This window comes from Arthrobacter sp. BG3 (assembly GCF_056680185.1).
This window is the reverse complement of sequence record NZ_CM155270.1, coordinates 3,825,614-3,848,385: the sequence shown is the minus strand read 5'-3', so window position 1 is coordinate 3,848,385 and position 22,772 is coordinate 3,825,614. Positions and strand designations below refer to the sequence as shown.

20 protein-coding genes are annotated in these 22,772 nt (G+C 65.0%); 3 read left to right on the top strand and 17 right to left on the bottom strand.

Features of this window, described 5'->3' with window-relative positions; translation table 11 throughout:
• Positions 1–386: 386 nt before the first annotated feature.
• The 14 genes from AC1MFL_RS17330 to AC1MFL_RS17265 form a co-directional block, all read right to left on the bottom strand.
• Positions 387–566 (bottom strand): hypothetical protein, encoded by a 180-nt coding sequence (locus tag AC1MFL_RS17330; protein WP_479811421.1) that lies wholly within the window; start codon positions 564–566, stop codon positions 387–389.
• Between the two features lie 348 nt (positions 567–914).
• A complete protein-coding gene (locus AC1MFL_RS17325; RefSeq protein ID WP_479815314.1) occupies positions 915–1,682 on the bottom strand; it encodes an ATP-binding protein in 768 nt (255 codons plus the stop codon).
• Positions 1,682–3,271 carry an IS21 family transposase gene (gene istA, locus AC1MFL_RS17320; RefSeq protein ID WP_479810432.1) on the bottom strand — a complete coding sequence of 530 codons (1,590 nt, stop codon included), beginning with the start codon at positions 3,269–3,271 and terminating at the stop codon, positions 1,682–1,684. The genes AC1MFL_RS17325 and istA overlap by 1 nt, the downstream gene beginning before the upstream one ends.
• Positions 3,272–3,369: 98 nt before the next feature.
• Entirely contained in the window at positions 3,370–3,795 is a 426-nt protein-coding gene (locus AC1MFL_RS17315) for a type II CBASS E2 protein (RefSeq protein ID WP_479811419.1), read from the bottom strand.
• Positions 3,776–4,927 carry an SMODS domain-containing nucleotidyltransferase gene (locus AC1MFL_RS17310; protein WP_479811417.1) on the bottom strand — a complete coding sequence of 384 codons (1,152 nt, stop codon included), beginning with the start codon at positions 4,925–4,927 and terminating at the stop codon, positions 3,776–3,778. The genes AC1MFL_RS17315 and AC1MFL_RS17310 overlap by 20 nt, the downstream gene beginning before the upstream one ends.
• 45 nt (positions 4,928–4,972) lie before the next feature.
• Positions 4,973–6,202 (bottom strand): SAVED domain-containing protein, encoded by a 1,230-nt coding sequence (locus AC1MFL_RS17305; protein WP_479811415.1) that lies wholly within the window; start codon positions 6,200–6,202, stop codon positions 4,973–4,975.
• 561 nt (positions 6,203–6,763) lie between these two features.
• Positions 6,764–7,738 (bottom strand): class 1b ribonucleoside-diphosphate reductase subunit beta, encoded by a 975-nt coding sequence (nrdF, locus tag AC1MFL_RS17300; protein ID WP_479811414.1) that lies wholly within the window; start codon positions 7,736–7,738, stop codon positions 6,764–6,766.
• Complete coding sequence (locus AC1MFL_RS17295; protein WP_479811412.1) at positions 7,735–8,529, bottom strand: NUMOD3 domain-containing DNA-binding protein; 795 nt, start codon at positions 8,527–8,529, stop codon at positions 7,735–7,737. Before AC1MFL_RS17295 ends, nrdF begins: the two co-directional genes overlap by 4 nt.
• A 36-nt stretch (positions 8,530–8,565) precedes the next feature.
• The gene (nrdE, locus tag AC1MFL_RS17290) at positions 8,566–10,686 is read right to left on the bottom strand and encodes a class 1b ribonucleoside-diphosphate reductase subunit alpha (protein ID WP_479815543.1); all 2,121 of its coding nucleotides are present in this window, start codon (positions 10,684–10,686) and stop codon (positions 8,566–8,568) included.
• Positions 10,687–10,724: 38 nt separating this feature from the next.
• The gene (gene nrdI, locus AC1MFL_RS17285) at positions 10,725–11,231 is read right to left on the bottom strand and encodes a class Ib ribonucleoside-diphosphate reductase assembly flavoprotein NrdI (RefSeq protein WP_479811410.1); all 507 of its coding nucleotides are present in this window, start codon (positions 11,229–11,231) and stop codon (positions 10,725–10,727) included.
• A 41-nt stretch (positions 11,232–11,272) separates the two neighbouring features.
• Positions 11,273–11,512, bottom strand: coding sequence for a glutaredoxin-like protein NrdH (nrdH, locus tag AC1MFL_RS17280; RefSeq protein ID WP_226759717.1), 240 nt, complete (start codon positions 11,510–11,512; stop codon positions 11,273–11,275).
• 526 nt (positions 11,513–12,038) lie between these two features.
• On the bottom strand, positions 12,039–13,415 hold the full coding sequence (locus AC1MFL_RS17275; protein ID WP_479811409.1) for a class I SAM-dependent methyltransferase: 1,377 nt from the start codon (positions 13,413–13,415) through the stop codon (positions 12,039–12,041).
• On the bottom strand, positions 13,412–14,143 hold the full coding sequence (locus AC1MFL_RS17270) for a DUF1365 domain-containing protein (protein ID WP_479811408.1): 732 nt from the start codon (positions 14,141–14,143) through the stop codon (positions 13,412–13,414). Before AC1MFL_RS17270 ends, AC1MFL_RS17275 begins: the two co-directional genes overlap by 4 nt.
• Complete coding sequence (locus tag AC1MFL_RS17265; protein ID WP_479811406.1) at positions 14,140–15,537, bottom strand: NAD(P)/FAD-dependent oxidoreductase; 1,398 nt, start codon at positions 15,535–15,537, stop codon at positions 14,140–14,142. The genes AC1MFL_RS17270 and AC1MFL_RS17265 overlap by 4 nt, the downstream gene beginning before the upstream one ends.
• 180 nt (positions 15,538–15,717) lie before the next feature.
• Between AC1MFL_RS17265 and AC1MFL_RS17260 the strand changes: the two genes are divergently transcribed.
• Entirely contained in the window at positions 15,718–16,662 is a 945-nt protein-coding gene (locus AC1MFL_RS17260; protein WP_479811405.1) for a LysR family transcriptional regulator, read from the top strand.
• Between the two features lies 1 nt (position 16,663).
• Here the strand turns inward: AC1MFL_RS17260 and AC1MFL_RS17255 are convergent, their stop codons facing one another.
• Positions 16,664–18,082, bottom strand: a complete 1,419-nt coding sequence (locus AC1MFL_RS17255) for an aldehyde dehydrogenase family protein (protein ID WP_479811404.1) — start codon at positions 18,080–18,082, stop codon at positions 16,664–16,666.
• Between the two features lie 99 nt (positions 18,083–18,181).
• On the opposite strand from AC1MFL_RS17255, the gene AC1MFL_RS17250 reads away from it, so the two are divergent.
• Complete coding sequence (locus tag AC1MFL_RS17250) at positions 18,182–18,688, top strand: DUF2004 domain-containing protein (protein ID WP_479811402.1); 507 nt, start codon at positions 18,182–18,184, stop codon at positions 18,686–18,688.
• Positions 18,689–18,781: 93 nt separating this feature from the next.
• On the opposite strand, the gene metE is transcribed toward AC1MFL_RS17250, so the two are convergent.
• Both metE and AC1MFL_RS17240 read right to left on the bottom strand, forming a co-directional pair.
• Complete coding sequence (gene metE, locus AC1MFL_RS17245; RefSeq protein ID WP_479811400.1) at positions 18,782–21,124, bottom strand: 5-methyltetrahydropteroyltriglutamate--homocysteine S-methyltransferase; 2,343 nt, start codon at positions 21,122–21,124, stop codon at positions 18,782–18,784.
• Between the two features lie 61 nt (positions 21,125–21,185).
• Entirely contained in the window at positions 21,186–22,145 is a 960-nt protein-coding gene (locus AC1MFL_RS17240; RefSeq protein ID WP_479811398.1) for a methylenetetrahydrofolate reductase, read from the bottom strand.
• A 412-nt stretch (positions 22,146–22,557) separates the two neighbouring features.
• On the opposite strand from AC1MFL_RS17240, the gene AC1MFL_RS17235 reads away from it, so the two are divergent.
• A complete protein-coding gene (locus tag AC1MFL_RS17235) occupies positions 22,558–22,761 on the top strand; it encodes a hypothetical protein (protein ID WP_479811396.1) in 204 nt (67 codons plus the stop codon).
• The last annotated feature ends 11 nt before the right edge of the window (positions 22,762–22,772 follow it).

Sequence of the window (22,772 nt, the reverse complement as noted above, 5' to 3'; positions counted from 1 at the left end):
ACCACGCCACCTTTTCACCGGGCCCCGTTGACGGCAGACCGACTAGTTCTAGCGCGTACCGCGCCAATCCGGGAAGTGCTATTTCGTCGCGGGAAACTGACCGCTTGTATCGCTTATATCGCCTGGTCTTGTCGCTGTCAGTATTAGGATCTCGGAAATCGCGCAGCGACGTCGACCTTAGCCGTCTCGCGGCATCCTCTGATCCCTCTAGTCGTTCTGATGTCATCACGGCAGTTTATTGGTGCTAAGTCGCTAGCCATCTCACAGTAGAACCGGCATCTTCAGCAGAAGATAAGTATCACAGGGATAGGTGCCCGTATGCCGCTGGTCCTGCGCACGCCCTGGCTCCCGGTAGGGGATCCCTCACGGACGCTGGGGTGTGGCCGTTAGCTCCGGGTTGTGAACTGGACCTGGATGCGCTTGAACTCAGCGCGGGGAAGCACTGCGGTCACGACGCCGCCGCCGGCCAGTTGGGCTCCGATGCCGTACACGAACGGGTCCGTATCGACCTCCGCACCGGGCACTTCGATTCCGTTAATGACGGTCCTGGCTTGGCCGTTGACCATCCGGCCGGTTACTGCGGGTGCGTGAGAAGTCCCAGTCCAGGCGTCTGTCAGTCCAGCCTCGCGTTCTCACTCGTTGGGTTCCTCCGGATGAGAGGGCGCGCCTATCTGCAAGTGAGTAGTCGAAGGCCGTCCAGCCGCGCCGCCCGTTCGAGCTTGGCTGAGTCTTCGATCGGCCAAGGTCCCGCGACGCCGTCGCCTACCCCTTCGCGACCCCTGGTGCATGTGGTGCCTCGGCGCCGAGCCAGACTGGCGAGTAGTCCTTGATGGTAGCGCTAGTCCAGGCATCTGGTAGCGCAGTTCTGACGTGGTGGTAGCGGCCCGGGCGCTGTGCCCGGGCCGCGGCCGGTGTTACTCCCAGTAGGCCTCGTGGGCGCGGGCCTGGTCGTTGCGGTGCCGGCGCATGTCGATCTGACCGAGGTTGATGATCCGGGCGTTGTTGGCGAGGCGGTTCACGATCGAGTCCGCTGCGACCCGGTCGGGCAGCTCAGCAACCCAGTGCGCTGGCCCCGTCTGCGAGGCAATCATTGTCGGAAGCCGGTGCTCCCGGTTCGCGAGGATCGCGAACAAATCGCTGGCAGCGTCGCTGTCGATGCCGACGGTGAGGAAATCGTCGATGATCAGCAGATCGATGTTGGAGAGCTCGTTCAACAGCTTCTGGTGGGCGATGCCGTCGCCGCGGGCGATGACGAGCCGCCGTGCCAAGTCGTCCATCCGGAAGTAGAGAACCGAGTGCTCACTCTGGCAGGCACCGATGGCCAACGCGCAGGCAAGGTAGGTTTTCCCGCCTCCGGTGGGCGAGATGATGAGCAGGTTCGTCGCATCGGAGCGCCAGTCATGGGCGGCATAGCGTCGCATTCTGACCGGGGTGATCCCTCGCCCGTCGCGGTAGTCGACCTCAGCAACTGTTGCCCCCGGGATCGGGAAGGCGGCCTGACGGATGAGTTTGTCGACCTTGTTGATGCGGCGGGACTCCAACGCGTCGTCGACCGCAGTGAGAAACAACTGCTCGGGAGTGAGTGTGTCGTTGCCTTCGTCCTGGATGAGCTCCTCCAGCCGGGTCGCGACGTGGGTCACCCGCAGGGCCCGGAACTTGTCGTAATCGATGCTCGTGAACATCACTTCCCCTCCTCGTCGCGTGCGTAGTGGGAGGCATCGCGAACGTAAACGTCCGAGATGGTGTCACGGAAAACGACAGTGCTGCCGCGTTTGCGCGTCGAGGCCGCCGGGATCACCGGCCGGGGCTTCTTCGCATCATTATCGATCGCCGCCATCAACCGTTTCAGCGTCGAGTAAGTCGGATGAGCGCTGCGGTTCACAAGCTCCTGGCAGGCCGCCTCCAACCGTTCCCGGTTATTCTTGCCGAGCCCGTCGAGGATGTTCTGGCACGACAGGTAGCCCTGCGCCTCGATCACCTGACCGTCGAGGATCTGCTCGATCACCGTGACTGTTGCCGGCCCGACGCTGCGCGCCCGGTCGATGAACCACCGCCGGGACCACAACCCATCAATATCGCGGTGCCGCGGCGGGACATGGTCCGGCAAGGTCGAGTACTGGCCTTTGCGGCCCGTCAGCCGCGGGTGTTCGCAGATGCTCTCGTGCCCGTCGAAGACCGTCACTCGGGAAGACGTCAGCCGGACCCGCAGCAGCTTGCCCGCCAACGCGAAGGGCACGGAATACCGTTGTGTGTCCGCGGTGACGTGGTAGTTCCGGGCCGCCTTTAGTTCCTTCCACTCGACGTCCTCGAACCCGGCATCGGGCAAAGGGCCGAGCAGCTCCCGCTCCTCGGTGTCGAACCTCTCCCACCGGGTCGTGTCGTCGGCGCGGCGGATATCGTGGTTGATCTCCCGCACCCGCTCCTCGATCGCAGTATTCAACTCGCTCAGCGTCGTAAAGACATCGTCATCGAGGTAGCCGATGACGCGTTTGTTGACCACGTTCACCGCGTTCTCGGCTGAGGCTTTATCGCGGGGTTTCTTCACTCTGGCCGGGACAATTGCTGTCTGGTAGTGATCCGCGAGTTGCTGATACCTCGCGTTGACGACCCGCTCCGCATCGCCCTTATGGGTTTGGTGGGTGGAGGTCGTCGGGTTATCTGGCACGACGATCTGCGTCACGCCGCCGAAGAACGCGAACGCTTGAACATGCGCGTCGAGCCACGCCGGGGACTTCATATCCGCATATGCGCGGCAGAACATCAGCCCCGAAAACGGCAACACCGCGACGAACAAAATTGCCCGGACCACCTCGCCGGTGATCGTGTCGACGACATCCATCGTGTCGCCGGCCCAGTCCACCAGCATCGCCCGCCCCGGCTCATGGCGCAGCACCGCCACCAGATCGTGGGTGCGCAGGTAGCCAGTGAACAGGGCGCAGAACTGGGAATACCCGTACTTCTTCCCCGCGTCCTTGGTGTCGACGTAGCGACGCCACGCCAGCAGCAACGTGAAGTGCCGGTTCGCTTTCAAAGACGCCAGCACCCGCGACAAGTCGGGCTGGTCATACTCCTCCGACACTTTCCGGCGCCCGTCGGGGAACCAATCCGCCAGCTCGCTGTCACTGACCGCGACCGCCGAGGTGAGACCCCGCTCCTGGACCTCCTGCCGGACCCGGGCCACGTCGCGATGCGAGCACCCCGCGATCTCTACAACTTCGCGGTAACTCCTCCCCTCCAGCAACAACCCCAATATTTTACGATATTCCGCCATGGCCCGCCCTTAACAATGAGACGACAACGCCTTATGCGTTGTCATCTCACAGCACAGCAGTTCACCAGGGCGGGCGCTACCGTGTTCCCGGAATCTTGCTACCAGATGCCTGGACTAGCGCTACCTACAAGCGCTACTCGCCACCAGACGCCGCTTGTGACCCAGTACTCATAGAAGTAGAGCCACTCACTCGTCCAAGGAACGATCGTGTCGGCGATGAAGTCCTCGGTGCCAATGAACTCGTCCTTGTAGTACAAGCAGAGCTCATTTCCTGGGTACACATGTGGCAGCGGTTCACGCTGGCGGGTTTCGAGTGCTGGGGCCACGACCTTAACGTTCGGGCGCTGACGATGCCGGTACTGGATCGCAACTTGGTACCGAACGCTCATCGGCGTTGGCTGCAGGTTGACTGTCCAGATCATAGCGCCGGCTTTGACCACAGGCGGGCGCTCGTCTGGAAACCGCAGTTGAAGGCAAACGGCCTGCTGAGTGATGCTCAGCTGCCTACCGCGGGGTCTCGCCACCAAAAAACCTATGGGTCGGGACTGCGGTCGCAGTCACTGCTGTCGTGAGGAGCCCTCCGCTCGCGAAGTGGACTCTTCCTGTCTCCCGAGCGACGTTGGTCCTTGCTCCCAGTGCCTTGACGGCCTCCTCGACCGGCTCATTGCCGAAAGCCTTCGCGATCCGCTGATGGAGGGCCACCGCCCCGTTCGTCTCCTGCACGAAGCCGGCGAGGTCCTCTTCGACCGCCGCTCGCCAGGTTTCGAACTTCATTCGTCGGGCCTCGTAGTCGTTCCACTTGTCCGCAAAATTCTCGCCCGCGCATGCTGGGTTCTCCACCCAGTATTGCCCGCCGCGCCTCTCGACGTGGTTGGGCATACGCTGGACTGCGGCCAATGTCGCTGTCACGAGGTCCTTCTCGCCTTGGTAGGACCGACCGGCCAGTGTGGTGATGAGGCTCGAGGGCGGCCGGTCATCGAGGTCGTCGGCAAAGTAGATGTCACGGTGGCGTTTGAGGATCTGCACGACGCGGTGCAGCGGGGTACGCACCCGGTGCTTGGGTACGGCCTCAACGGACCCGAAGGACTTGGCCAGCATGACGCGTTCTTCCTCGAACTGCGTGGCGCACTGTGCGCGGAACCACTCGACGTACGCAAGCGGATCCGACTTCTGCCAGAGCCGCAGGTTACGGTCCGTAAGCTCGATCGCCGTCACGGATGCGGAAGCGGCGTCCGGAATGGCCGGCAAAACGTCCATGTGGAAATTGTCGTAATGCAGGCACCAGGAGCGCCGTCCTTCGGAGATCTCCTTCGGGCTTTCGCAAGCCTCGCCGTCGTGCTCCTTGTGGTACGTGGCGAGCAAGGATCCGATCCGGTCCTTCAGCTCCTGTTGGGTGATGGAGGTCTTCGCCACGTCAAGACGGGAAACAAGGTCCAAGTCATACTCGCCGTCGCGGTGGTGCGGACGTACAACAGTGCCGAGAAGGAAGCTGCCCTGGACGTGGACCTCGGCGCTTGCCTCGGAGAGGTGGGAGCCAAGGTCGTGGTAGCAGCGCTCAGCAGCCTCGAAGGCAGCGTCGGTGATGTCGAGCTGCTCGATGGTGGTGCCGATGAGCTGAGAGATCTGCTCTTCCTTGGTCTCAGCGAGGAAGGTCATCTGGGGCTGCTTTCGTCGGTTCGTCGGAATAGGGCGGGGGCCCGATCAGTTCGTCTCGAGGGTGAGGGCGTAGGTGTTGTCGATGCGATCGAAGACCCGGAGCGGAGCGTGTGCTCCTCTCATGTGGGCACGGCCGATCTCGACGGCGGCAGCGGCACAGACCGCGAGAACCAAGCTGATCGGCCGGTTTCGGTGGTTCGTCTCGAGGGTCGCCAGGACCTCGCGCCACGTTTCGATCAAGCCGGCGAGGTCCTCGGGGCTACGAAGGACCGCAGGGCTGAGTTTCACGCCTTCAACGCGGATGTCGTAACGCGGCTTGCCTTGCAGCTCTCCTGGGAGTGCGTCGAAGTCAACCGGCCCGCTGACGCTGAATGTGACCACCGGATCGCCCTCGCCGGGCACCTCAGTTACGGCGAAACGGAGGTTCTCAGTCGGGCCCTTCGCGTACCAGCCCCATCCCTGTTCGCTTCCGCGGCGGCGGTTGTGAACGGTCACGTTGGTGACGTCGTCAAGCAAGGCGCCGAGCTGGACGAGGATGGGGATGCGCGCGAGTGCGAAGACCGAGATGTGGTCGATCTCATAAGTCTTCAAGTGGTTTTTCAGTGGGCGCAGCCGTTGTTTGAGGGTAAGGGCGGTCGACTTCCAGTAGGTGGGGTCGCTGTCGCCCTCGCCGTCTTGGGCACGGAGGTCGACCTCGCAGTTCTGGCTGTAGTCATGGAGGCTGAAATCGGGGAACCGCTGATCCTCCAGCAGAGCACGGATCACCGCTTGCTTGCTGAAGTCGACTGCTTGGTCGCGGATGTCACCGGACACGCGGATCACAGTGCTCTTGGGCTTCCGCAGCAGTCCGGTCAGCTCGCGGACGTCCCGCTCGTGCTGCGTCTTGAATGCGAGCAACTGCTCCTCGCCATACAACGCCCAGTGCTCGAAGGTGTCAATGACCTTATGCTCGCCAGCACATAACAGCATCAGATTCTCTGGCTGCGCCCGTTCCCTGGGCGTCTTGGAACTCTTCCTCCCTCGCGGCGAGCCCTTTTCGGCGGTAGCGCCCACGATGTGAGCCAGTTGACCTGTGTATACAGGCTGACCCGTGGTCTCGTCCTCGGCGAGGAACTCCTTGCAGAAGGTGCAGCGTCCACCTGCGGCAACCCACACCCGCCTGGCGTCGGGATCGCTTACGGCTACGCGCCCTCCCCCACGATCGACGGCGGGGATCAGCTCAGACTGGCCCGCGGAGGCGAACGACTCCGCTCCATAGGGGGATCCTTTGGACATCGCTTGGGTTCCTCGGTTCGTGAGAGCGCTCCGTAACGCGGGCCTGTAGATCAAGGGGCGAACATATGTTTGACCCACCTAGGAGAAGTAGTCGCCAGACCTACCCTGCCACTTCTGGGTGGACGAGAGCGGCCCGGCCGCCTACTTGCAAATCTTCCTGATAGGTGGCCCGGAGCTTCCAAGATGAAGGGCGTACTTGCTCCTAGGTCGAAGTCTCACAACTCGATCACACGGGTGGCCAACTGTATGAAACAGTTGGCCAACTACTGTGAAACATGGCCATCTAAGTTGGAAAATGGCCAAGTACCGTGGAATCTCACAGACATCTCACAGCGGCGGCGTAGAAGTCTGAGTTGTCGTCGTTGGTTGTGGCAGCGTTGACCATCGCGTAGCTCATTCCCGAGCCCGAGAATAAGTCGCGATTTGCTGGCCGACTGATCGCCCCCGATCTGGATGCCACTGGTGGGCTCTGTGACAGCTAAAGGACCAAGGACCAAGTTTGCTGTCACAGGACCATCTAGTTTGGCAAAAGGACCAAGTTGCTTGGCAATCTACAGAGGACTAGAAGTCCCAGTCGTCATCCTCAGTATTGACAGCCTTGCCAATCACGTACGAAGAACCCGAGCCCGAGAAGAAGTCGTGGTTCTCGTCAGCGTTCGGCGACAGGGCCGAGAGGATGGCCGGGTTCACGTCGGTGACGGAGGCCGGGAACATGGCCTCGTAGCCGAGGTTCATCAGGGCCTTGTTGGCGTTGTAGTGCAGGAACTTCTTGACGTCCTCGGCCAAGCCTACGGAGTCGTAAAGATCGTGCGTGTACTGGACTTCGTTTTCGTACAGCTCGAAGAGCAGCTCGAACGTGTAGTCCTTGATCTCCTGCTTGCGCTCCTCGGACAGGCCTTCCAGGCCCTTCTGGAACTTGTAGCCGATGTAGTAGCCGTGCACGGCCTCATCGCGGATGATCAGGCGGATCAGGTCCGCCGTGTTCGTCAGCTTGGCCCTGGAGGACCAGTACATCGGCAGGTAGAAGCCCGAGTAGAACAGGAAGCTCTCCAACAGCGTGGAGGCCACCTTGCGCTTCAGCGGGTCGTCGCCCTGGTAGTAGTCCATGACGATCTGAGCCTTCTTCTGAAGGTTCTCGTTCTCGGTGGACCAGCGGAACGCCTCGTCGATCTCCTTAGTGGAGGCCAGCGTGGAGAAGATGGAGGAGTAGCTCTTGGCGTGCACGGACTCCATGAAGGCGATGTTCGTGTAGACAGCCTCTTCATGCGGGGTGATCGCATCCGGAATCAGTGACACGGCGCCGACAGTGCCCTGGATGGTGTCCAGCAGGGTCAGCCCAGTGAACACGCGCATGGTGAGCTGCTGCTCGTCCGGGGTCAGCGTCGCCCACGACTGAACGTCGTTGGACAGCGGGATCTTCTCCGGCAGCCAGAAGTTGTTGACCAGGCGGTTCCAGACGTCCACGTCTTTCTCGTCCTGGATGCGGTTCCAGTTGATCGCGTCAACATGGGTGAGAAGCTTTACTTTTGCTGTCATGACTCCGACTCGCTTTCTGAAGAGAGACTGGGTTTGGCTGAGTCCTCGACGCAGAACCTGCAGTCGGCTTTCTCGATGCCTTTGTTGGTGTGATGTCTGGTATGGGCGCTGCGCTGGCTGGAAGGCATCGGACGACCCTTCCGTACTGCTGACATTTTCGCACGGGTTTCCGCACTGGCCTTCTTACCGAAGTTCGGGTTGCCGGCACCCTTCCTTGCTTCAGAGAGCGCATTGCGGGCTTCTTCGGTCATCGAGTGGCCGAATCCTGGGTGGTCCGGACCGAACTTCCCGAAGTTCGGGTTCTCCGGTCCAGAGTAAGTTCCCTTGCGGTCCTGCGCCCACTTCTTACGCTGCTCCAGGCTGTGCTTGCCGCCATAGAACGGGTTCTCGGCTCCTGGCCGGCTAATCCCCTTACGGCCCGTGCTCCTGATGCGAGCGGCTTCGCGCTGTTCTTCCGTCCACACAACACCAGTCGGCCCCAGACCGCCTTCCGCCAGGTTCAGCAGCCGGTCCCCTTCGCGTCGAAGGTAGCTGATCCACTCGATCTCGGCTTGTCCAAGCTCGGGCAAGCCTTCGATCCAGTCCAACTCGTCGACGATGAGATCAGCCGGATCGTGTTTTCGGAGCCAATCGTAGAACGGTGTTTTGCGACCCTCAGCCGCCACTCGGAGGTGCTGATGGAAACGACGACTGGCCGTCTTGGTCGTGATACCGACATAGCGGTACTCGAACTCCCGCCGAAGCCGGATCCCGTAAACCAAGCCGCCCACCGCCGTCGTCGTTTCCATCATTTCATCCCCTAATGAAAATCAACCTACTTCAGTTGATTACAACATACACGAGACACAATTTTCCACCTCAGTCCCTTCCAGCGCGAGCTGGCGGAGACGGATGTAGTAGATGGTCTTGATGCCCTTCTTCCAGGCATAGATCTGGGCCTTGTTGATGTCGCGTGTGGTGGCGGTGTCCTTGAAGAACAGCGTCAGGGACAGGCCCTGGTCCACGTGCTGCGTGGCGGCGGCGTAGGTGTCGATGACCTTCTCGTAGCCGATCTCGTACGCGTCCTGGTAGTACTCCAGGTTGTCGTTCGTCAGGTACGGCGCCGGGTAGTACACGCGGCCCAGCTTGCCTTCCTTGCGGATCTCGATCTTGGACGCCACCGGGTGGATCGAGGAGGTGGAGTTGTTGATGTAGGAGATCGAGCCCGTCGGCGGGACGGCCTGCAGGTTCTGGTTGTAGATGCCGTGCTCCATGACGGAGGCCTTCAGCTCACGCCAGTCATCCTGGGTGGGGATGTGGATGTTCTGGAACAGCTCGGCAACCCTGGCGGTCTGCGGGACCCATTCGCGGTCCGTGTACTTGTCGAAGAACTCGCCCGAGGCGTACTTGGACTTCTCGAAGCCGCCGAAGGTCTGTCCGGTCTGGATGGACAGCCGGTTGGAGGCGCGGACCGCGTGGTACACCACCGAGTAGAAGTAGATGTTGGTGAAGTCAATGCCTTCTTCGGAACCGTAGTGCACCCGTTCGCGGGCCAGGTAGCCGTGCAGGTTCATCTGGCCGAGGCCGATCGCGTGGCTCTGGTCGTTGCCGCGGGCGATCGAGGGCACCGAGGTGATGTTGGACATGTCCGAGACGGCCGAGAGCGCGCGGATGGCGGTCTCGATGGTCAGGCCGAAGTCCGGCGAGTCCATGGCCTTGGCGATGTTCAGCGAACCCAGGTTGCAGGAGATGTCCTTGCCGGTCTGGTCGTAGGACAGGTCATCGTGGTACGTGGTGGGCTGGGAGACCTGGAGGATCTCGGAGCACAGGTTGGACATGATGATCTTGCCGTCGATCGGGTTTTCCCGGTTCACGGTGTCCTCGAACATGATGTACGGGTAGCCGGATTCGAACTGGATCTCGGCGAGGGTCTGGAAGAACTCGCGCGCCTTGATCTTGGTCTTCTTGATCCGGGAATCGTCCACCATCTCGTAGTACTTCTCGGTGACCGAGACGTCGGAGAACGGCATGCCGTAGACGCGTTCGACGTCGTACGGCGAGAACAGGTACATGTCCTCGTCCTTCTTGGCCAGCTCGAAGGTGATGTCCGGGATGACGACGCCGAGCGAGAGGGTCTTGATGCGGATCTTCTCGTCCGCGTTCTCGCGCTTGGTGTCCAGGAAGCGGTAGATGTCCGGGTGGTGCGCGTGCAGGTACACCGCGCCGGCACCCTGGCGGGCACCGAGCTGGTTGGCGTAGGAGAAGCTGTCCTCGAGGAGCTTCATCACGGGGATGACGCCGGAGGACTGGTTCTCGATCTGCTTGATCGGCGCGCCGACCTCGCGGATGTTGGTCAGCGCGAACGCCACGCCGCCGCCGCGCTTGGACAGCTGCAGCGCGGAGTTGATGGAACGGCCGATCGACTCCATGTTGTCTTCGATGCGGAGCAGGAAGCAGGAGACCAGCTCGCCGCGCTGCTTCTTGCCGGCGTTCAGGAACGTGGGGGTGGCCGGCTGGAAGCGGCCCTCGATGATCTCATCGACCATCTGGGTGGCGAGCTGCTCGTCGCCGCGGGCCAGGTGCAGGGCCACCATGCAGACGCGGTCCTCGTAGCGCTCCAGGAAGCGCTTTCCGTCGAACGTCTTCAGCGTGTAGGACGTGTAGAACTTGAAGGCGCCGAGGAAGGTCTCGAAGCGGAACTTCTTCTTGTACGCGCGGTTGTAGAGGTCGCGGATGAAGTTCATCGTGTACTGGTCGAGGGTTTCGCGCTCGTAGTACTCGTTCTTGACGAGGTAGTCGAGTTTTTCCTCAAGGTCGTGGAAGAACACGGTGTTGTTGTTCACGTGCTGCAGGAAGTACTGGTGCGCTGCCTCGCGGTCGGCCTCGAACTGGATCTCCCCGTTCGGGCCGTACAGGTTCAGCATGGCATTGAGCTCGTGGTAGCCCAGGCCCTGGAAGGCAGCCGGCATGACCGGCTTCTCGCCGGGGACGGTGTGCTTCTCCACGGCTACTTCTGTTCTTGCGACAGTCGTGTCCAAAATTCTTCCAATCCTTGTTGTACTCGGCTGACGTCTTCCGGCGTCCCCATGAGTTCGAAACGATATAGGTGCGGGACCTGGCATTTCGCGGCGATGATGTCGCCGGCCATGCAGTAGTTGTCCCCAAAGTTCGTGTTGCCCGCCCCGATGACCCCCCGGAGCTGTTGCCGGTTGCGCGGATCGTTCAGGAAGCGGATGACCTGCTTCGGAACGGATCCCTCTCCCCCGGTGCCTCCATAGGTGGGAAGCACCAGCACGTAGGGTTCGGTGGCCACGAGCGCGGGTTCCCTCGGATGGAGGGGGATCCGTGCCGCGTCGACGCCCAGCTTCCTGACGAAGCGTGCGGTGTTCTCAGAAGTGGAAGAGAAGTAGATGAGGTGGCTGCGGGTGGTCCGGACGGTGTCTGAGCTCCGGGCGTCCGCCGTCACCGGCCCGGCGCCGGCTGTCGGCGTCGTGGCGGCTGTTGCCAGTGCCATGGACTCGCTCACCTCATCTGACGTGTTTTCTGCGAAGCGGTTCAGGCGACGGCGTAGGCCTGCGCCAGTTCCTCGATCTTGTCGGGGCGGAAACCGGACCAGTGGTCCTGGTCCGTGACGACAACCGGTGCCTGCATGTAGCCGAGGGCCTTCAGTCGCTCGAGGGCATCCGCATCCTGCGAGATGTCGACGCTCTGGTAGGTGATGCCCTTCTTGTCCAGCGCGCGGTATGTCGCGTTGCACTGAACACAGGCCGGCTTCGTGTAAACCGTTACGGTCATGGTCCCTGTCCCCTTTGTTGAAGTCTTTGGTACTGCGAAATGTGTCTTGCTCAGGAGCTGCGGCTGTTGAGCTGAGTCTCTGGTGCCAGTAGTCCGGGCGGGCCGCTCCGGGACAGGAATCCTGATCCGTTACTGGCTTGCCTGGCGAGCACTGCTGCTCCGCTGGAACTGTAATTCGATACTACATGTAGTGCAAGAGCCCGATGTGGACCCCAAGATGATGTATTACAAGTATGTCATTTAATGCACCGCCAGTCCACAGGCGGGGTGCCTCAAAATGTCCGTATTTCCGCCAATTTGCAGGACGAAATCCACAGGCTGTGGAGTACCTTTGCACAATTAACTCCCCTGCGTGTCGCGTGGTGGACGGCGTGTCGCGGGCGGAACGCACCGGGGTCCGGGGTGCGGTTAAGCACTAGATGTAGTGTCCGGAAACACGAAGAAGGCGGACACCCATGGGGTGCCCGCCTTCCACGGCGTGAGGCGTCTAACAGCGGCTGTCAGTCAGTCGCCGCGGACGGCGCCATCACTGGGCTGATCCGCTGCCGGCCTCGCCTACTGTCCGGCGGTCCAGGACGATCTGCTGCACGTCGAGGTACCCGGTCTCGAAACCCGCCCGGGAGTAGCAGAGGTAGAACAGCCACATGCGCTGGAAGATCTCGTCGAAGCCCAGGGCCCGGACGTCGGCGGAGCGGGCCATGAAGCGCTCCTCCCAGAGCCGCAGCGTCTGGGCGTAGTGCTCCCCCATGGCGAGGCGTTCGCGCACGCGCAGCCCGGTCTGCTTCTCGGTGATGTCCTCGATGGCGCGGACGGAGGGAATGACGCCGCCGGGGAAGATGTACTTGTGCACCCAGGTGTAGCTGGTGCGGGTGGCCATGAGCCGGTCGTGGGCGATCGTGATGGCCTGGATGGCGACCTTCCCGCCGGGGGCGAGGACGCGTTCGATCGTCTGGAAGTACGTGGCCCAGTATTCGAAGCCCACGGCCTCGATCATCTCGACGGAGACGACGGCGTCGTACTCGCCTTCGACGGCCCGGTAGTCCTTGAGCTCGATCGTGACGGCGTCGGTGTAGCCGGCGTCGGCGATGCGCTTGCGGGCCAGTTCCTGCTGCTCGCTGGAAAGGGTGACGGAGTAGACGGTGGCGCCGCGCTGGGCGGCCCGGAGCGCGAGCTCGCCCCAGCCGGTGCCGATTTCCAGCACCCGGGTGCCCTGGGTGACGCCGGCCTTGTCCAGCAGCCGGTCGATCTTGGCCTGCTGCGCGGCCGGGAAACCGTCCCAGGCGACGGACTTCAGCGCCTCGCCCGATTCCGGGAAGAGCGCACTGGAGTAGGTCATGGTCTCGTCCAGGAACGTGCCAAAGAGCTCGTTGGAGAGGTCGTAGTGCCGGGAGATGTTCGAGCGGGTGTTCTGCTCGGTGTTGCGTTCCTTCCGCGGCTGGCGGGGCAGGTAGAACGCCCGGAGCTTCTGCAGCGGCTCGGGCACGAGCGTCCCGACGCGGGCGGCAAAGACCTCCATCACGGCCGTGAGGTTGTCGGCGTCCCAGTCTCCGGCCATAAAGGACTCGCCCAGGCCGATCAGCCCGCCGTCGCCGAGCCGGGCCGCGAAGGCCCCGGGACGGTTCATGGTCATGACCGGGTACGTCACGCCGGGTGTGGCGGCCTTGCCCAGGACAGTGCCGTCCGGGTAGCGGACCTCGAGCGGCAGCCGGCGGACCGCGGCTTTGAAGATGGCGTCCGCGGCCCGGCCGGCCACCCGTGCTTTGAGGCTTGACGGGACGGTGGCGATGCTGGGCCAGATGGCGGCGTCGACCACTGCGGGCGGCTGCGGGACGGCGTAGGGGGCTGCGGCCTCATTCGTCCGGCGCGCGGCGGCGCCTGATCCGGTCGCTTCGGTCATGGTCACTGAACTGCCTCCTGTGAAGAGTGGTGTGGTCGTTTGACGATGGGCAGCCGGCGGGCCCAGAGCTTGATTCCCTGCCAGCGGATCTGCGCTGAGACGCGCAGCGGTGCCAGCGGGACCGCGAGCGCCGTGGCGAGGATGTTCCGCACGCTTGCCTCGTGGCGTTCGCCGTCCATGCTGGCGATGAAGGGCTGCTGCCCCTCGCGTTCCAGGACGATCGAGACGGCGAGCCGGTCGGCCGGTTCCGGCAGTTTCATCCGGTACTGGCCCTCGACGTCGTTGAACGGTGAGACGTAGAACGCCTTCGGCACGCTGGCCCGGCCGGCGGCGTCGGTTTCGAGGAGGTAGCAGTGCCGTTCCCCGTAGGTGTTGTGCACCTCGGCGAGGACGCAGCGCAGCTCCCCGGCGGCGTCGTGGCACCAGAACAGGCTGAGCGGGTTAAAGACGTGCCCGAAGACCCGCGCGCTGGCCAGCATGGTGATCCGGCCGCCGTCGAGGTCTATCCCCCGGGTGGCCAGGAACGCCTCCACATTGCCGCGGAGCGTGCCGCCGGGGTCGCCCAGATGGTCGGCCACGCGGAAGCCGGCGAGCGGACGGAGCAGGCGGGGCAGCGCGGGGAGCCGATCGACGTCGACGTACCAGCTGTAGCTGCGGTAGGTGAAGGCGTTCTTCAGCGGGGTGCGCCGCACGTGCGCGATGGAGGTGCGGTAGATGGCAGCGGTGGCGTTCACGAGCCCTCCGCGGAGACGCTCTGCAGGTCCGGGTCGACGGCGACGGCGCGGTACTCCTCGTTCAGGGCGACGGCGGGATCGTCCCAGCTGCGTCCGAGCCGTTCCGCGGCCTTCACCCCGGAGAGGGCGCCGTCCTCGTGGAAACCCCAGCCGTGGTAGGCGCCGGCGAAAGCCAGCCGGTCATCGCCGAGTTCGAGGATCCGCTGCTGCGCCCGGAGGGATTCGGGGGTGTACTGCGGATGCTCGTAGACCATGCGCTCCAGCACGGCGTGGTCCGCGATCAGCTCGGATTCGCCCAGGCTGACGATGTAGCGTCCGCCGTCGGCGGGGTCCAGGCGCTGTAGCCGGGTCATGTCGTAGCTGACCAGGACCTTGTCCGGCCGGGCATCGCAGGAGGGTAGCCGGTAGTTCCAGGACGCCTTGGCGTTGTCACTGGACGGCAGCACGGCGTCATCGCGGTGGAAGACGGTGTGGTTGACCGAGTACGGCATCCCGCCGAGCGCGGCCTGCTCGGCAGCCGAGGCGTCGGTGAGCATGCCCAGCGCCTGGGCCGGGTGGGTGGCAATCACGACGGCGTCGAACGTCTCGGTGGTCAGCGTTCCTGTACCGGTCATAACGGTCAGCTCCATCCCCTCCGCGTGGCGGCTCACCCCGGTGACCGGGCTGGCGAGGCGGATTTCCGGCAGGGTGGCGGCAATTTTTTCCACGTAGCTGCGCGAGCCGCCCGTGACGGTGCGCCACTGCGGTGAGCCGGAGACGCCGAGCAGGCCGTGGTGGCCCAGGAAGGTGAAGAGGTAGCGGGCCGGGTAGGCCAGCGCCGTGGTGGGGTCGCAGGACCAGACGGCGCTGACGATCGGGGTCATGAAGTGCGAGATGAAGTAGCCGCTGAACTTTTCCCGGGCCAGGAATTCGCCCAGGGTCAGTTCCGGTTCGTTTGAGGGAAGCGTTTCGGCGAGCAGGGCGCGGGCCCGGCGGTAGAAGCGCATCACCTCCAGCAGCATCAGCAGGTACCTGCCGCGCAGCAGGGTGGAGGGGCGGGGCAGGATGCCGCGGCCCTTGGCCCGGGCGCCGGCGTATTCCAGGCCGCAGCCGTCGCAGCGGACGGACATGCTCATTTCCGAGTCCTGGGTTTCGACGCCCAGCTCCGCGAAAAGCCGCAGCAGCGTGGGATAGGTGCGTTCATTGTGCACGATGAAGCCGGTGTCGATCCCGAGCACCGGACCGCCGGCCTGCGGCACGTCGTGGGTGTGGGCGTGGCCGCCGAGCCGCGAGTCGGCTTCGAACAGGGTCACGGTGTCCTGCCGGTTCAGGACATACGCGGCGGTCAGACCCGCCACCCCGCTGCCGATCACGGCCACCCGCCGGCCCTGTGGGATCCCTGCTGCATCTGACACTGATCTGCTCCTGTTGGCTTCGCCTGATCGTCCTGGTAAATCGTCTTACGGGCAATTCGTCGCCGAGGGGCTGCCGGATGTGTGCGACTTCCAAACTTTTCTGTCCCTGCAAATGTGCCAGAATGAAGCGGGATTGCGGTCCCGCCTCACCGCAACCCAGGCGAAGGGCACCCCCCCCCCATGATTAACCCCGTCCATCTGCGGACCCTCGTCGAAGTCACCCGGCTGGGCTCCTTCGCGGCGGCCGCCACCCGGCTCGGCTACACAGCGTCGGCGGTATCGCAGCAGATGTCCGCGCTGGAACGGGACACCGGCGTCGAGCTGTTCCAGCGCTCCGCCCGCAGTATCCAGCCCACCGAAGCCGCCCTGGTCATGACCCGGCATGCGGCCAAAGTCCTCACGGACATCGAGGCACTGATGGCGGCGGCCTCCCGCACCGCGGACACCACCCGGCAGGAACTCCGGCTGGGGATCTTCCCCAGCCTGGCCACCTATGTGCTGCCGCGGATCCTGGCGAACCCGGCCTGGAAGAAGCTCGGCATCGATCTGCGGGTGTCCGTGGCGGAGCCTGCCCAGACCATCCAGGGCCTGCGCACCGGCGGCGAACTCGACGTCGCCCTGGTGTACCAGGTGGGGCAGTCCGGCCTCGCCTGGCCGCATACCGTGAACCGGCAGTGGATCGGCGACGACGACTTCCGTGTGGTGCTGCCCGCGGCCTGGGGCATCGGCACGGATTCCAAGGTCGCCGCGGACCACCTCTCCGACATGCCGTGGATTGTGCACCACCCGGGCACGTCCGACGCAACTGTCATCGAGCGGCTCTTTGCCAGCTGCAACCTGCACCCCCGGGTGGTGGCCTACAGCGATGACTTCCACGCGAGCCTTGAGATGGCCGCGGCCGGGCTGGGCGCGGCGCTGGTTCCCGAGTTGGCCCTGCTGCACCGCCCGGCCGGGGTGGTGGTGCTGGACGTTCCCGAGATCCGGCTGGCCCGCAACGTCTTTGCCCTGCTGATCAATGAGAAACAGACCGCGCAGGTCCAGCTCTTCGTCGAACTGCTGGCCGACACCTTCAACTCCCCGGCCCTGAAGCCCGCGCCGAACCCGACCGTCCCGCGAAAGGGCTGAGTCAGCGCTTCCGGAGGAGCTTCCCCAGGCGCTTCCCGAGGCCCGGCCCTGCCCCGGCGAGTGCGCTGATAATCCGGTGCTTGGTCCTGGTGTACGGCGGGTAGATCAGTTCCAGGGTGTCCGGCCGCAACGGCTTGGCCAGCATGGCCCGCTCGTGCGAGAACGTCCGCAGCGAGTGCTCGCCGTGGTACGCGCCCATCCCGCTGCCGCCGACCCCGCCGAACGGCAGGCCCGGGACCGAGAGGTGCGCCGCCGGGACGTCGAAGCAGAGCGCGCCCGAGGAGGTGCGCTGCGCGAACTCCCGGCGGGTTCCGGCGTCGTTGCTGAACACATACAGCGCCAGCGGCTTGGCGCGGCCGTTAATGAAACGGATGGCCTCCTCCCGCCCGGCAACCGGGACCAGCGGAAGCAGCGGCCCGAAGATCTCCTCCCCCATGACGGCGTCCCCGGGCGCGGGCCGGAGCAGGGTCGGGGCGAAGTGGCGGCTGGCGGCGTTCCGTTCGCCGCCGTGGACCACGGTGCTGCTGTCGGCGAGGTCAGCGATCCGGGCGAAGTGCCGGTCATCGACGATCCGGCCGTAGGACTCACTGCGGGAGGAGTCCGGGCCGAAGAGTGCTCCGATCGCCTTGACGAGTTCGCGCTCCAGCGGAACCAGCACCTCCTCGGTGGCCAGAATGTAGTCCGGCGCCACGCAGGTCTGCCCGGCGTTCAGGAAGCGGCCCCACGCGAGCCGCCTGGCCGCCTTGGCCAGGTCCGTGGAGGAGTCCACGTAGGCCGGGGACTTGCCGCCCAGTTCCAGCGTCACCGGTGTCAGGTTCTCCGCCGCGGCGCGCAGCACCACCTTGGCGGCGGCTTCCCCTCCGGTGAAGAAGATGTGGTCGAAGGGCATCGCCAGCAGGGCGGCGGTTTCCGGGATGCCGCCCTCGACTACCTCCGCCGCGCCGGCCAGGTACTCCGGGATCCAGCGGGCCAGGGCCGCCGAGGTGGCGGGGGCGTGTTCGCTCGGCTTGAGCACCACGGTGTTGCCGGCGGCGAGGGCGCCGGCCAGCGGGGCCAGCAGCAGCTGCAGCGGGTAGTTCCACGGGCCGATCACCAGCACAACGCCCAGCGGGGTCAGCTCGGTCCAGGCCCTGGCCGGCTGGACCGCCAGCGGCACGGGCACGCGGCGCGGCCGCAGCCATGCCTCCAGGTGCTTTTCCAGGTGTCCGGTTTCGGCTGTGACAAATCCGATTTCCGTCAGCAGGGCCTCGGTGCCGTGCTTGCCCAGATCGCTGCCCAGGGCTTTGGCAAATTCCGTGCGGCGCTCGGCCAGCATCCGGCGCAGGCTGGCCAGTTGCTCCAGCCGCCAGGCCAGCGGACGGGTGGCCCCGGTGTCGAAAAGTTCACGGGCGCGGGCGACGGCGGGGGCAACGTTTTGCATCCGCTCAATGTACCGGCACCGGGCGTCCGGAGGGGTGCGGTACCGGATAAAACCTTGGGAATGCTGGAATGGGGCGGTTTTGAGGACTATGTTGAGGGTATGAACAAGGTAGCGAGCAAGCACTTCGGAGAGGTCGAGCTCAACCACGGCAGGGACCACAACTTCACCGCCAAGCATGAACTGGCGGGCCAGATCGTGGAGCTTGACCTGAATGTCAACGCGCATGACCACTTCGACGAAGCGGCCCTGCACAAAGTTGACCACCGGCTGCGCTTCCTGCCTGAACTTGTGGACCAGGTCCGCGAAATGATCGCCGAGGAGCTCGAGCAGGACGGCACCAGCCCGCAGGAGTACCGGCACTTCCACTGCAGCGCGATCAAGGACGAGCACCTCAAGGCGGTCTTCGGTGTCGAGGACAAGGACCAGCTCACCGACGCGGTGTTCCTCAAGGCGCTGAAGCTGGGCCATGTGGGAATCTTCCCCGGCCAGCCGGAACGCTACTTCGTGCTGGACTTCACGCTCGGCAAGCACTTCACCGACGAGGTCCTGGTGGCCTCCGCGGACGAGGACGGCGTCGTGGACGACGAGATCCTCTGGGAATCCTGAAACGTACGACGGCGGCCGGCCACCTGTGAAAGGTGACCGGCCGCCGTCGTTGGTTCAGCCGGTTGGCTGAGCCAGCCCTCGGTTGGCTGCCCGCTATCTGGCAGCTTCCAGCAGTTCGGCGCGGACGGCCCTGGTGGCGGTGACCAGGTTGCGCAGGGACTCCTCGGTCTCGGCGTAGCCGCGGGTCTTCAGGCCGCAGTCAGGGTTGACCCAGAGCTGGCGGGACGGGACGTGCTTGACGGCGGTGCTGAGCAGTTCGGTGACTTCCTGCTCGCCCGGGACGCGCGGCGAGTGGATGTCGTAGACACCCGGGCCCACGCCGCGGCCGAAGCCGTGGGACTCGAGGTCGTGGACGACCTCCATCCGGGAGCGCGCGGCCTCGATCGAGGTGACGTCGGCGTCGAGGCCGTCGATCGCGTCAATGATGGCGCCGAACTCCGAGTAGCACAGGTGGGTGTGGACCTGGGTGGCGTCCCCGGCGCCGGCGGTGGCGAGGCGGAAGGACTTCACCGACCAGTCCAGGTACGCGGCCTGGTCGGCCTTGCGCAGCGGCAGGAGTTCGCGCAGGGCGGGCTCATCGACCTGGATGATCTTGATGCCGGCGGCTTCGAGGTCGGCGATTTCGTCGCGGAGCGCGAGGGCCACCTGGTTGGCGGTCTCGCCGAGGGGCTGGTCGTCGCGGACGAAGGACCACGCCAGGATGGTCACCGGGCCGGTGAGCATGCCCTTCATCGGCTTGCTGGTGAGGGACTGCGCGTACTTGGCCCATTCCACCGTGATGGGGGCGCTGCGGGTGACGTCGCCCCACAGGATCGAGGGACGGGTGCAGCGTGAGCCGTAGGACTGGACCCAGCCGTGCACCGTGACGTCGAAGCCTTCGAGGTTCTCGGCGAAGTACTGGACCATGTCGTTCCGCTCGGGCTCGCCGTGGACCAGGACGTCGAAGCCGAGTTCTTCCTGTAGCTCCACGACGCGCTTGATCTCACCCTTCATCAGCTGTTCGTACTGCCCGGTGCTGAGGTCCCCGCGGTTGGCGCGGGCCCGGGCGGTGCGGATTTCACCGGTCTGCGGGAACGAGCCGATGGTGGTGGTGGGCAGCGGCGGCAGGTGCAGGGCCTGGCTCTGCGCGGCTTCGCGGACCGCGTAGTCCGAGCGGTTGAAGTCCGCGTCGGTCAGGGCGGCGGTGCGAGCCCGGACGTCGGCGCGGCGGACCCCTTCCGCGGTGGCGCGGTCGGCGATGATGCGGGTGGCCTCGTCGATGGCCGGCTGGACAGCTGCCGGGTCCGTCAGCAGGCCGGCGAGGGTGACCACCTCGGTGGTCTTCTGGTCGGCGAAGGCGAGCCAGCTGCGCAGCTGCGCGGAGAGCTGGACTTCCTCCTCGACGTCGTGCGGGACGTGCGCGGTGGAGGTGGAGGTGCTGACGGCGAGCTTGGCGACGGACTTCTTCAGCTCGGCGATTTTCCCGGCGGAGGCGGCGAGGTCGTTGCGCCAGATGTTGTGGCCGTCCACGACGCCGGCGACGAGGGTCGTCTCGCCCAGGGCGGCGAGGGCCGCGGCGGAGGGAACTTCGCCCTTGAAGACGTCCAGGTGCAGGGCGTCGATGCCGGTCGTGGCGAGCGTGCCGAGCTGGCCGTTGAGCGCCCCGTAGGGGGTGGAGACGAACAGCTGCGGGCGGCTGGCGGCGGCGGAGAGGACCTCGTAGGAGCGGGCGACGGCGGCCTGGATTTCCCCGGCCGGGATGTCCTGGTCCACCACGAGGGCGGGCTCGTCGAGCTGGATCCAGCTCGCGCCGGCGGCGGCCAGCTGCTCCAGCAGGGCGGTGTAGACCGGCAGGACGTCCTCAAGGCGGGAGAGCGGGCTGAAGCCGGCCGGGGCGTCGTCGGAGGCCTTGCTCAGCAGCAGGAAAGTGACCGGCCCGACGATGTACGGGCGGGTTTCAACGCCGTTGGCGAGGGCGTACTCGAAGTCCTCGACGATGCGGTTGGAGGCCAGCGAGAAGTTGGTCTCCGGGCCGATTTCCGGGACGAGGTAGTGGTAGTTGGTGTCGAACCACTTGGTCATTTCCAGCGGCTGCTGGTCCTTGGTGCCGCGGGCCAGGGTGAAGTAGCCGTCGATGTCGAGCTGGCCTTCGGCGTTCAGGAGGTTGCCGAAGCGGGCCGGTACGGCGCCGAGGTGGGCGGCGGCGTCGAGCACCTGGTCGTAGTAGGAGAAGGTGCCGGGGACGGCGGCGGCTTCGGTGAGGCCCAGGTCCTGGAGGCGCCGGGCGGTGCCGAGCTGGATGTCCTTGGCGGCGGCGTCCAGGGCGGCGGCGTCGATCTTGCCGGCCCAGTAGGCCTCTACGGCCTTCTTGAGCTCGCGGCGGCGGCCGATGCGCGGGTAGCCCAGGATCGACGCGGACGGGAACGGAGTGGGGCTGAGAGAGTTGTTTTCAGTCATGGGAAGTCCTAAGCGTTGGTGGTGTGGAGCGGAGGGAAGTTGTGAGGCGCTCCAGGCGCCGTCAGCTGGCGAGCTGGCGGCCGCCGGCCGAGCGCAGGTGGTTGCGGCGCGGCCGGGGCAGCGCCAGCTTGTCCAGCACGTCGAGAGCCGCGGTGTGTTCATTGAAGGTGTAGAGGTGCAGTCCCGGGGCGCCGGCGTCCAGGGCCGCGTTGGCCAGGTCCACGGTGGCGCTGACCCCGATGCGGGTGCGCTCGATGTCGCTGTCCGCGGCGGCAAGCCGCCCCATCAGTGCCGGGTCCGGTTCGACGCCGGTCAGCTCGCCGAGGCGGGTGACCCGGCGGATGCTGGTGAGCGGCATGACGCCCGGGATGATCGGGATGGTGACGCCGGCCCGGCGGGCCCGGGTCAGCAGGTCCGCGTACTGCTCGGTGTGGAAGAAGACCTGGGTGATCGCGAAGTCGGCGCCGGAGCGCTGCTTGGCGAGCAGCACCTCGACGTCGTGCGCAACACTCGGGGACTCCGGGTGCCGGGTGGGGTACGCGGCGACGCCGACGGCCACCTTCCCGGCGCACAGCAGGGCGGAGCGGCGCTGTTCGACGCGGCGGATGAGCTCGATCAGGTCCTGGGCGTAGCGCAGCGATCCCTCGGGAGGGACGCCGCCGTCCTTGGGCTGGTCGCCGCGCAGGGCCAGGATGCCCCGCACGCCGACGTCGAGCAGTTCACCAATGATCTCGGCGAGCTCCTCCGGGGAGTTGCCCACGCAGGTCAGGTGGGCCAGCGGCCGCAGCGTGGTCTCCTGGACGAGGCGGTTGATGAGTTCGACGGCGGTGTTCCGGTTGGAGCCGCTGGCGCCGTACGTCACGGACACGTAGTCCGGGTCCGTGGCTTCCAGCTCGCCGATGGTCCTCCAGAGCGATTCCGCGGCTGCGGGCGACCGCGGCGGGAACAGCTCATAGGACAGCGCAACGGGCGCCGTGCCAACAAGATTTGGGTGGATGTCAATAAGGCTAGGTGGAGACATTTGCGTCCTTGGCTGTGAACACCGACAGCTCTGCCCAAAAACGGGTGCCGTCGGTGAATTGAGTTTGGGGAACACGGAGGGAACTCCAGCAGGACGCAGCCGCGACTGTTACGCCTGATACGAAGTTGTCCGTGAGCAAATGTCAGGCCCACATGGGGGCACCCACACCCTCCTGGGCCGCCGTGGGGCTGGCCTTCAGCGGAGGATCGCTGACACGTTACTGAGGTAACTTGGATAGAACTCTACGGGCCACCCGGAGGGCGGACAAGTCCGTTCCCGAATTAAGACGCACCTTTACGGCATATTTCGGCCCCGGATAGAACATTCTTCGCTCCGGGACGCCGCCCGGGCCGGTCTGGGGTGGTGACCTCCGGCCCTCCCCAACGCGCCCGCGCAGGACTATCCTGTTGCCATGATCCAGCTTCCAGCCAGCTACCAGGAGTATCTCGCCGGCAAGAGCGAGAGTTTCATCAACACGGTCCGGCCCATTCTGATGCAGTCGGCGGCGGACAAGACGCACGGTGTCCGGGTCTGCTTCAACCGCGGCCCCACCGGCCACCAGGCGCACCTGGACGAGACGCTCCCCTTCGGCACCGTCATCGAAGACATCGACTGACGCCTGCGTCC

Excerpts from the sequence above, each read along its gene's own strand:
- nrdF (WP_479811414.1), bottom strand. The coding sequence starts at position 7,738 with ATGACAGCAAAAGTAAAGCTTCTCACCCATGTTGACGCGATCAACTGG.
- AC1MFL_RS17240 (WP_479811398.1), bottom strand. The coding sequence starts at position 22,145 with ATGTCTCCACCTAGCCTTATTGACATCCACCCAAATCTTGTTGGCACG.
- nrdE (WP_479815543.1), bottom strand. The coding sequence starts at position 10,686 with ATGCCGGCTGCCTTCCAGGGCCTGGGCTACCACGAGCTCAATGCCATG.
- AC1MFL_RS17295 (WP_479811412.1), bottom strand. The coding sequence starts at position 8,529 with ATGATGGAAACGACGACGGCGGTGGGCGGCTTGGTTTACGGGATCCGG.
- AC1MFL_RS17325 (WP_479815314.1), bottom strand. The coding sequence starts at position 1,682 with ATGTTCACGAGCATCGATTACGACAAGTTCCGGGCCCTGCGGGTGACC.
- AC1MFL_RS17330 (WP_479811421.1), bottom strand. The coding sequence starts at position 566 with ATGGTCAACGGCCAAGCCAGGACCGTCATTAACGGAATCGAAGTGCCC.
- AC1MFL_RS17235 (WP_479811396.1), top strand. The coding sequence starts at position 22,558 with ATGATCCAGCTTCCAGCCAGCTACCAGGAGTATCTCGCCGGCAAGAGC.
- metE (WP_479811400.1), bottom strand. The coding sequence starts at position 21,124 with ATGACTGAAAACAACTCTCTCAGCCCCACTCCGTTCCCGTCCGCGTCG.
- AC1MFL_RS17310 (WP_479811417.1), bottom strand. The coding sequence starts at position 4,927 with ATGACCTTCCTCGCTGAGACCAAGGAAGAGCAGATCTCTCAGCTCATC.
- nrdI (WP_479811410.1), bottom strand. The coding sequence starts at position 11,231 with ATGGCACTGGCAACAGCCGCCACGACGCCGACAGCCGGCGCCGGGCCG.
- nrdH (WP_226759717.1), bottom strand. The coding sequence starts at position 11,512 with ATGACCGTAACGGTTTACACGAAGCCGGCCTGTGTTCAGTGCAACGCG.
- AC1MFL_RS17305 (WP_479811415.1), bottom strand. The coding sequence starts at position 6,202 with ATGTCCAAAGGATCCCCCTATGGAGCGGAGTCGTTCGCCTCCGCGGGC.
- AC1MFL_RS17255 (WP_479811404.1), bottom strand. The coding sequence starts at position 18,082 with ATGCAAAACGTTGCCCCCGCCGTCGCCCGCGCCCGTGAACTTTTCGAC.
- AC1MFL_RS17260 (WP_479811405.1), top strand. The coding sequence starts at position 15,718 with ATGATTAACCCCGTCCATCTGCGGACCCTCGTCGAAGTCACCCGGCTG.
- istA (WP_479810432.1), bottom strand. The coding sequence starts at position 3,271 with ATGGCGGAATATCGTAAAATATTGGGGTTGTTGCTGGAGGGGAGGAGT.
- AC1MFL_RS17250 (WP_479811402.1), top strand. The coding sequence starts at position 18,182 with ATGAACAAGGTAGCGAGCAAGCACTTCGGAGAGGTCGAGCTCAACCAC.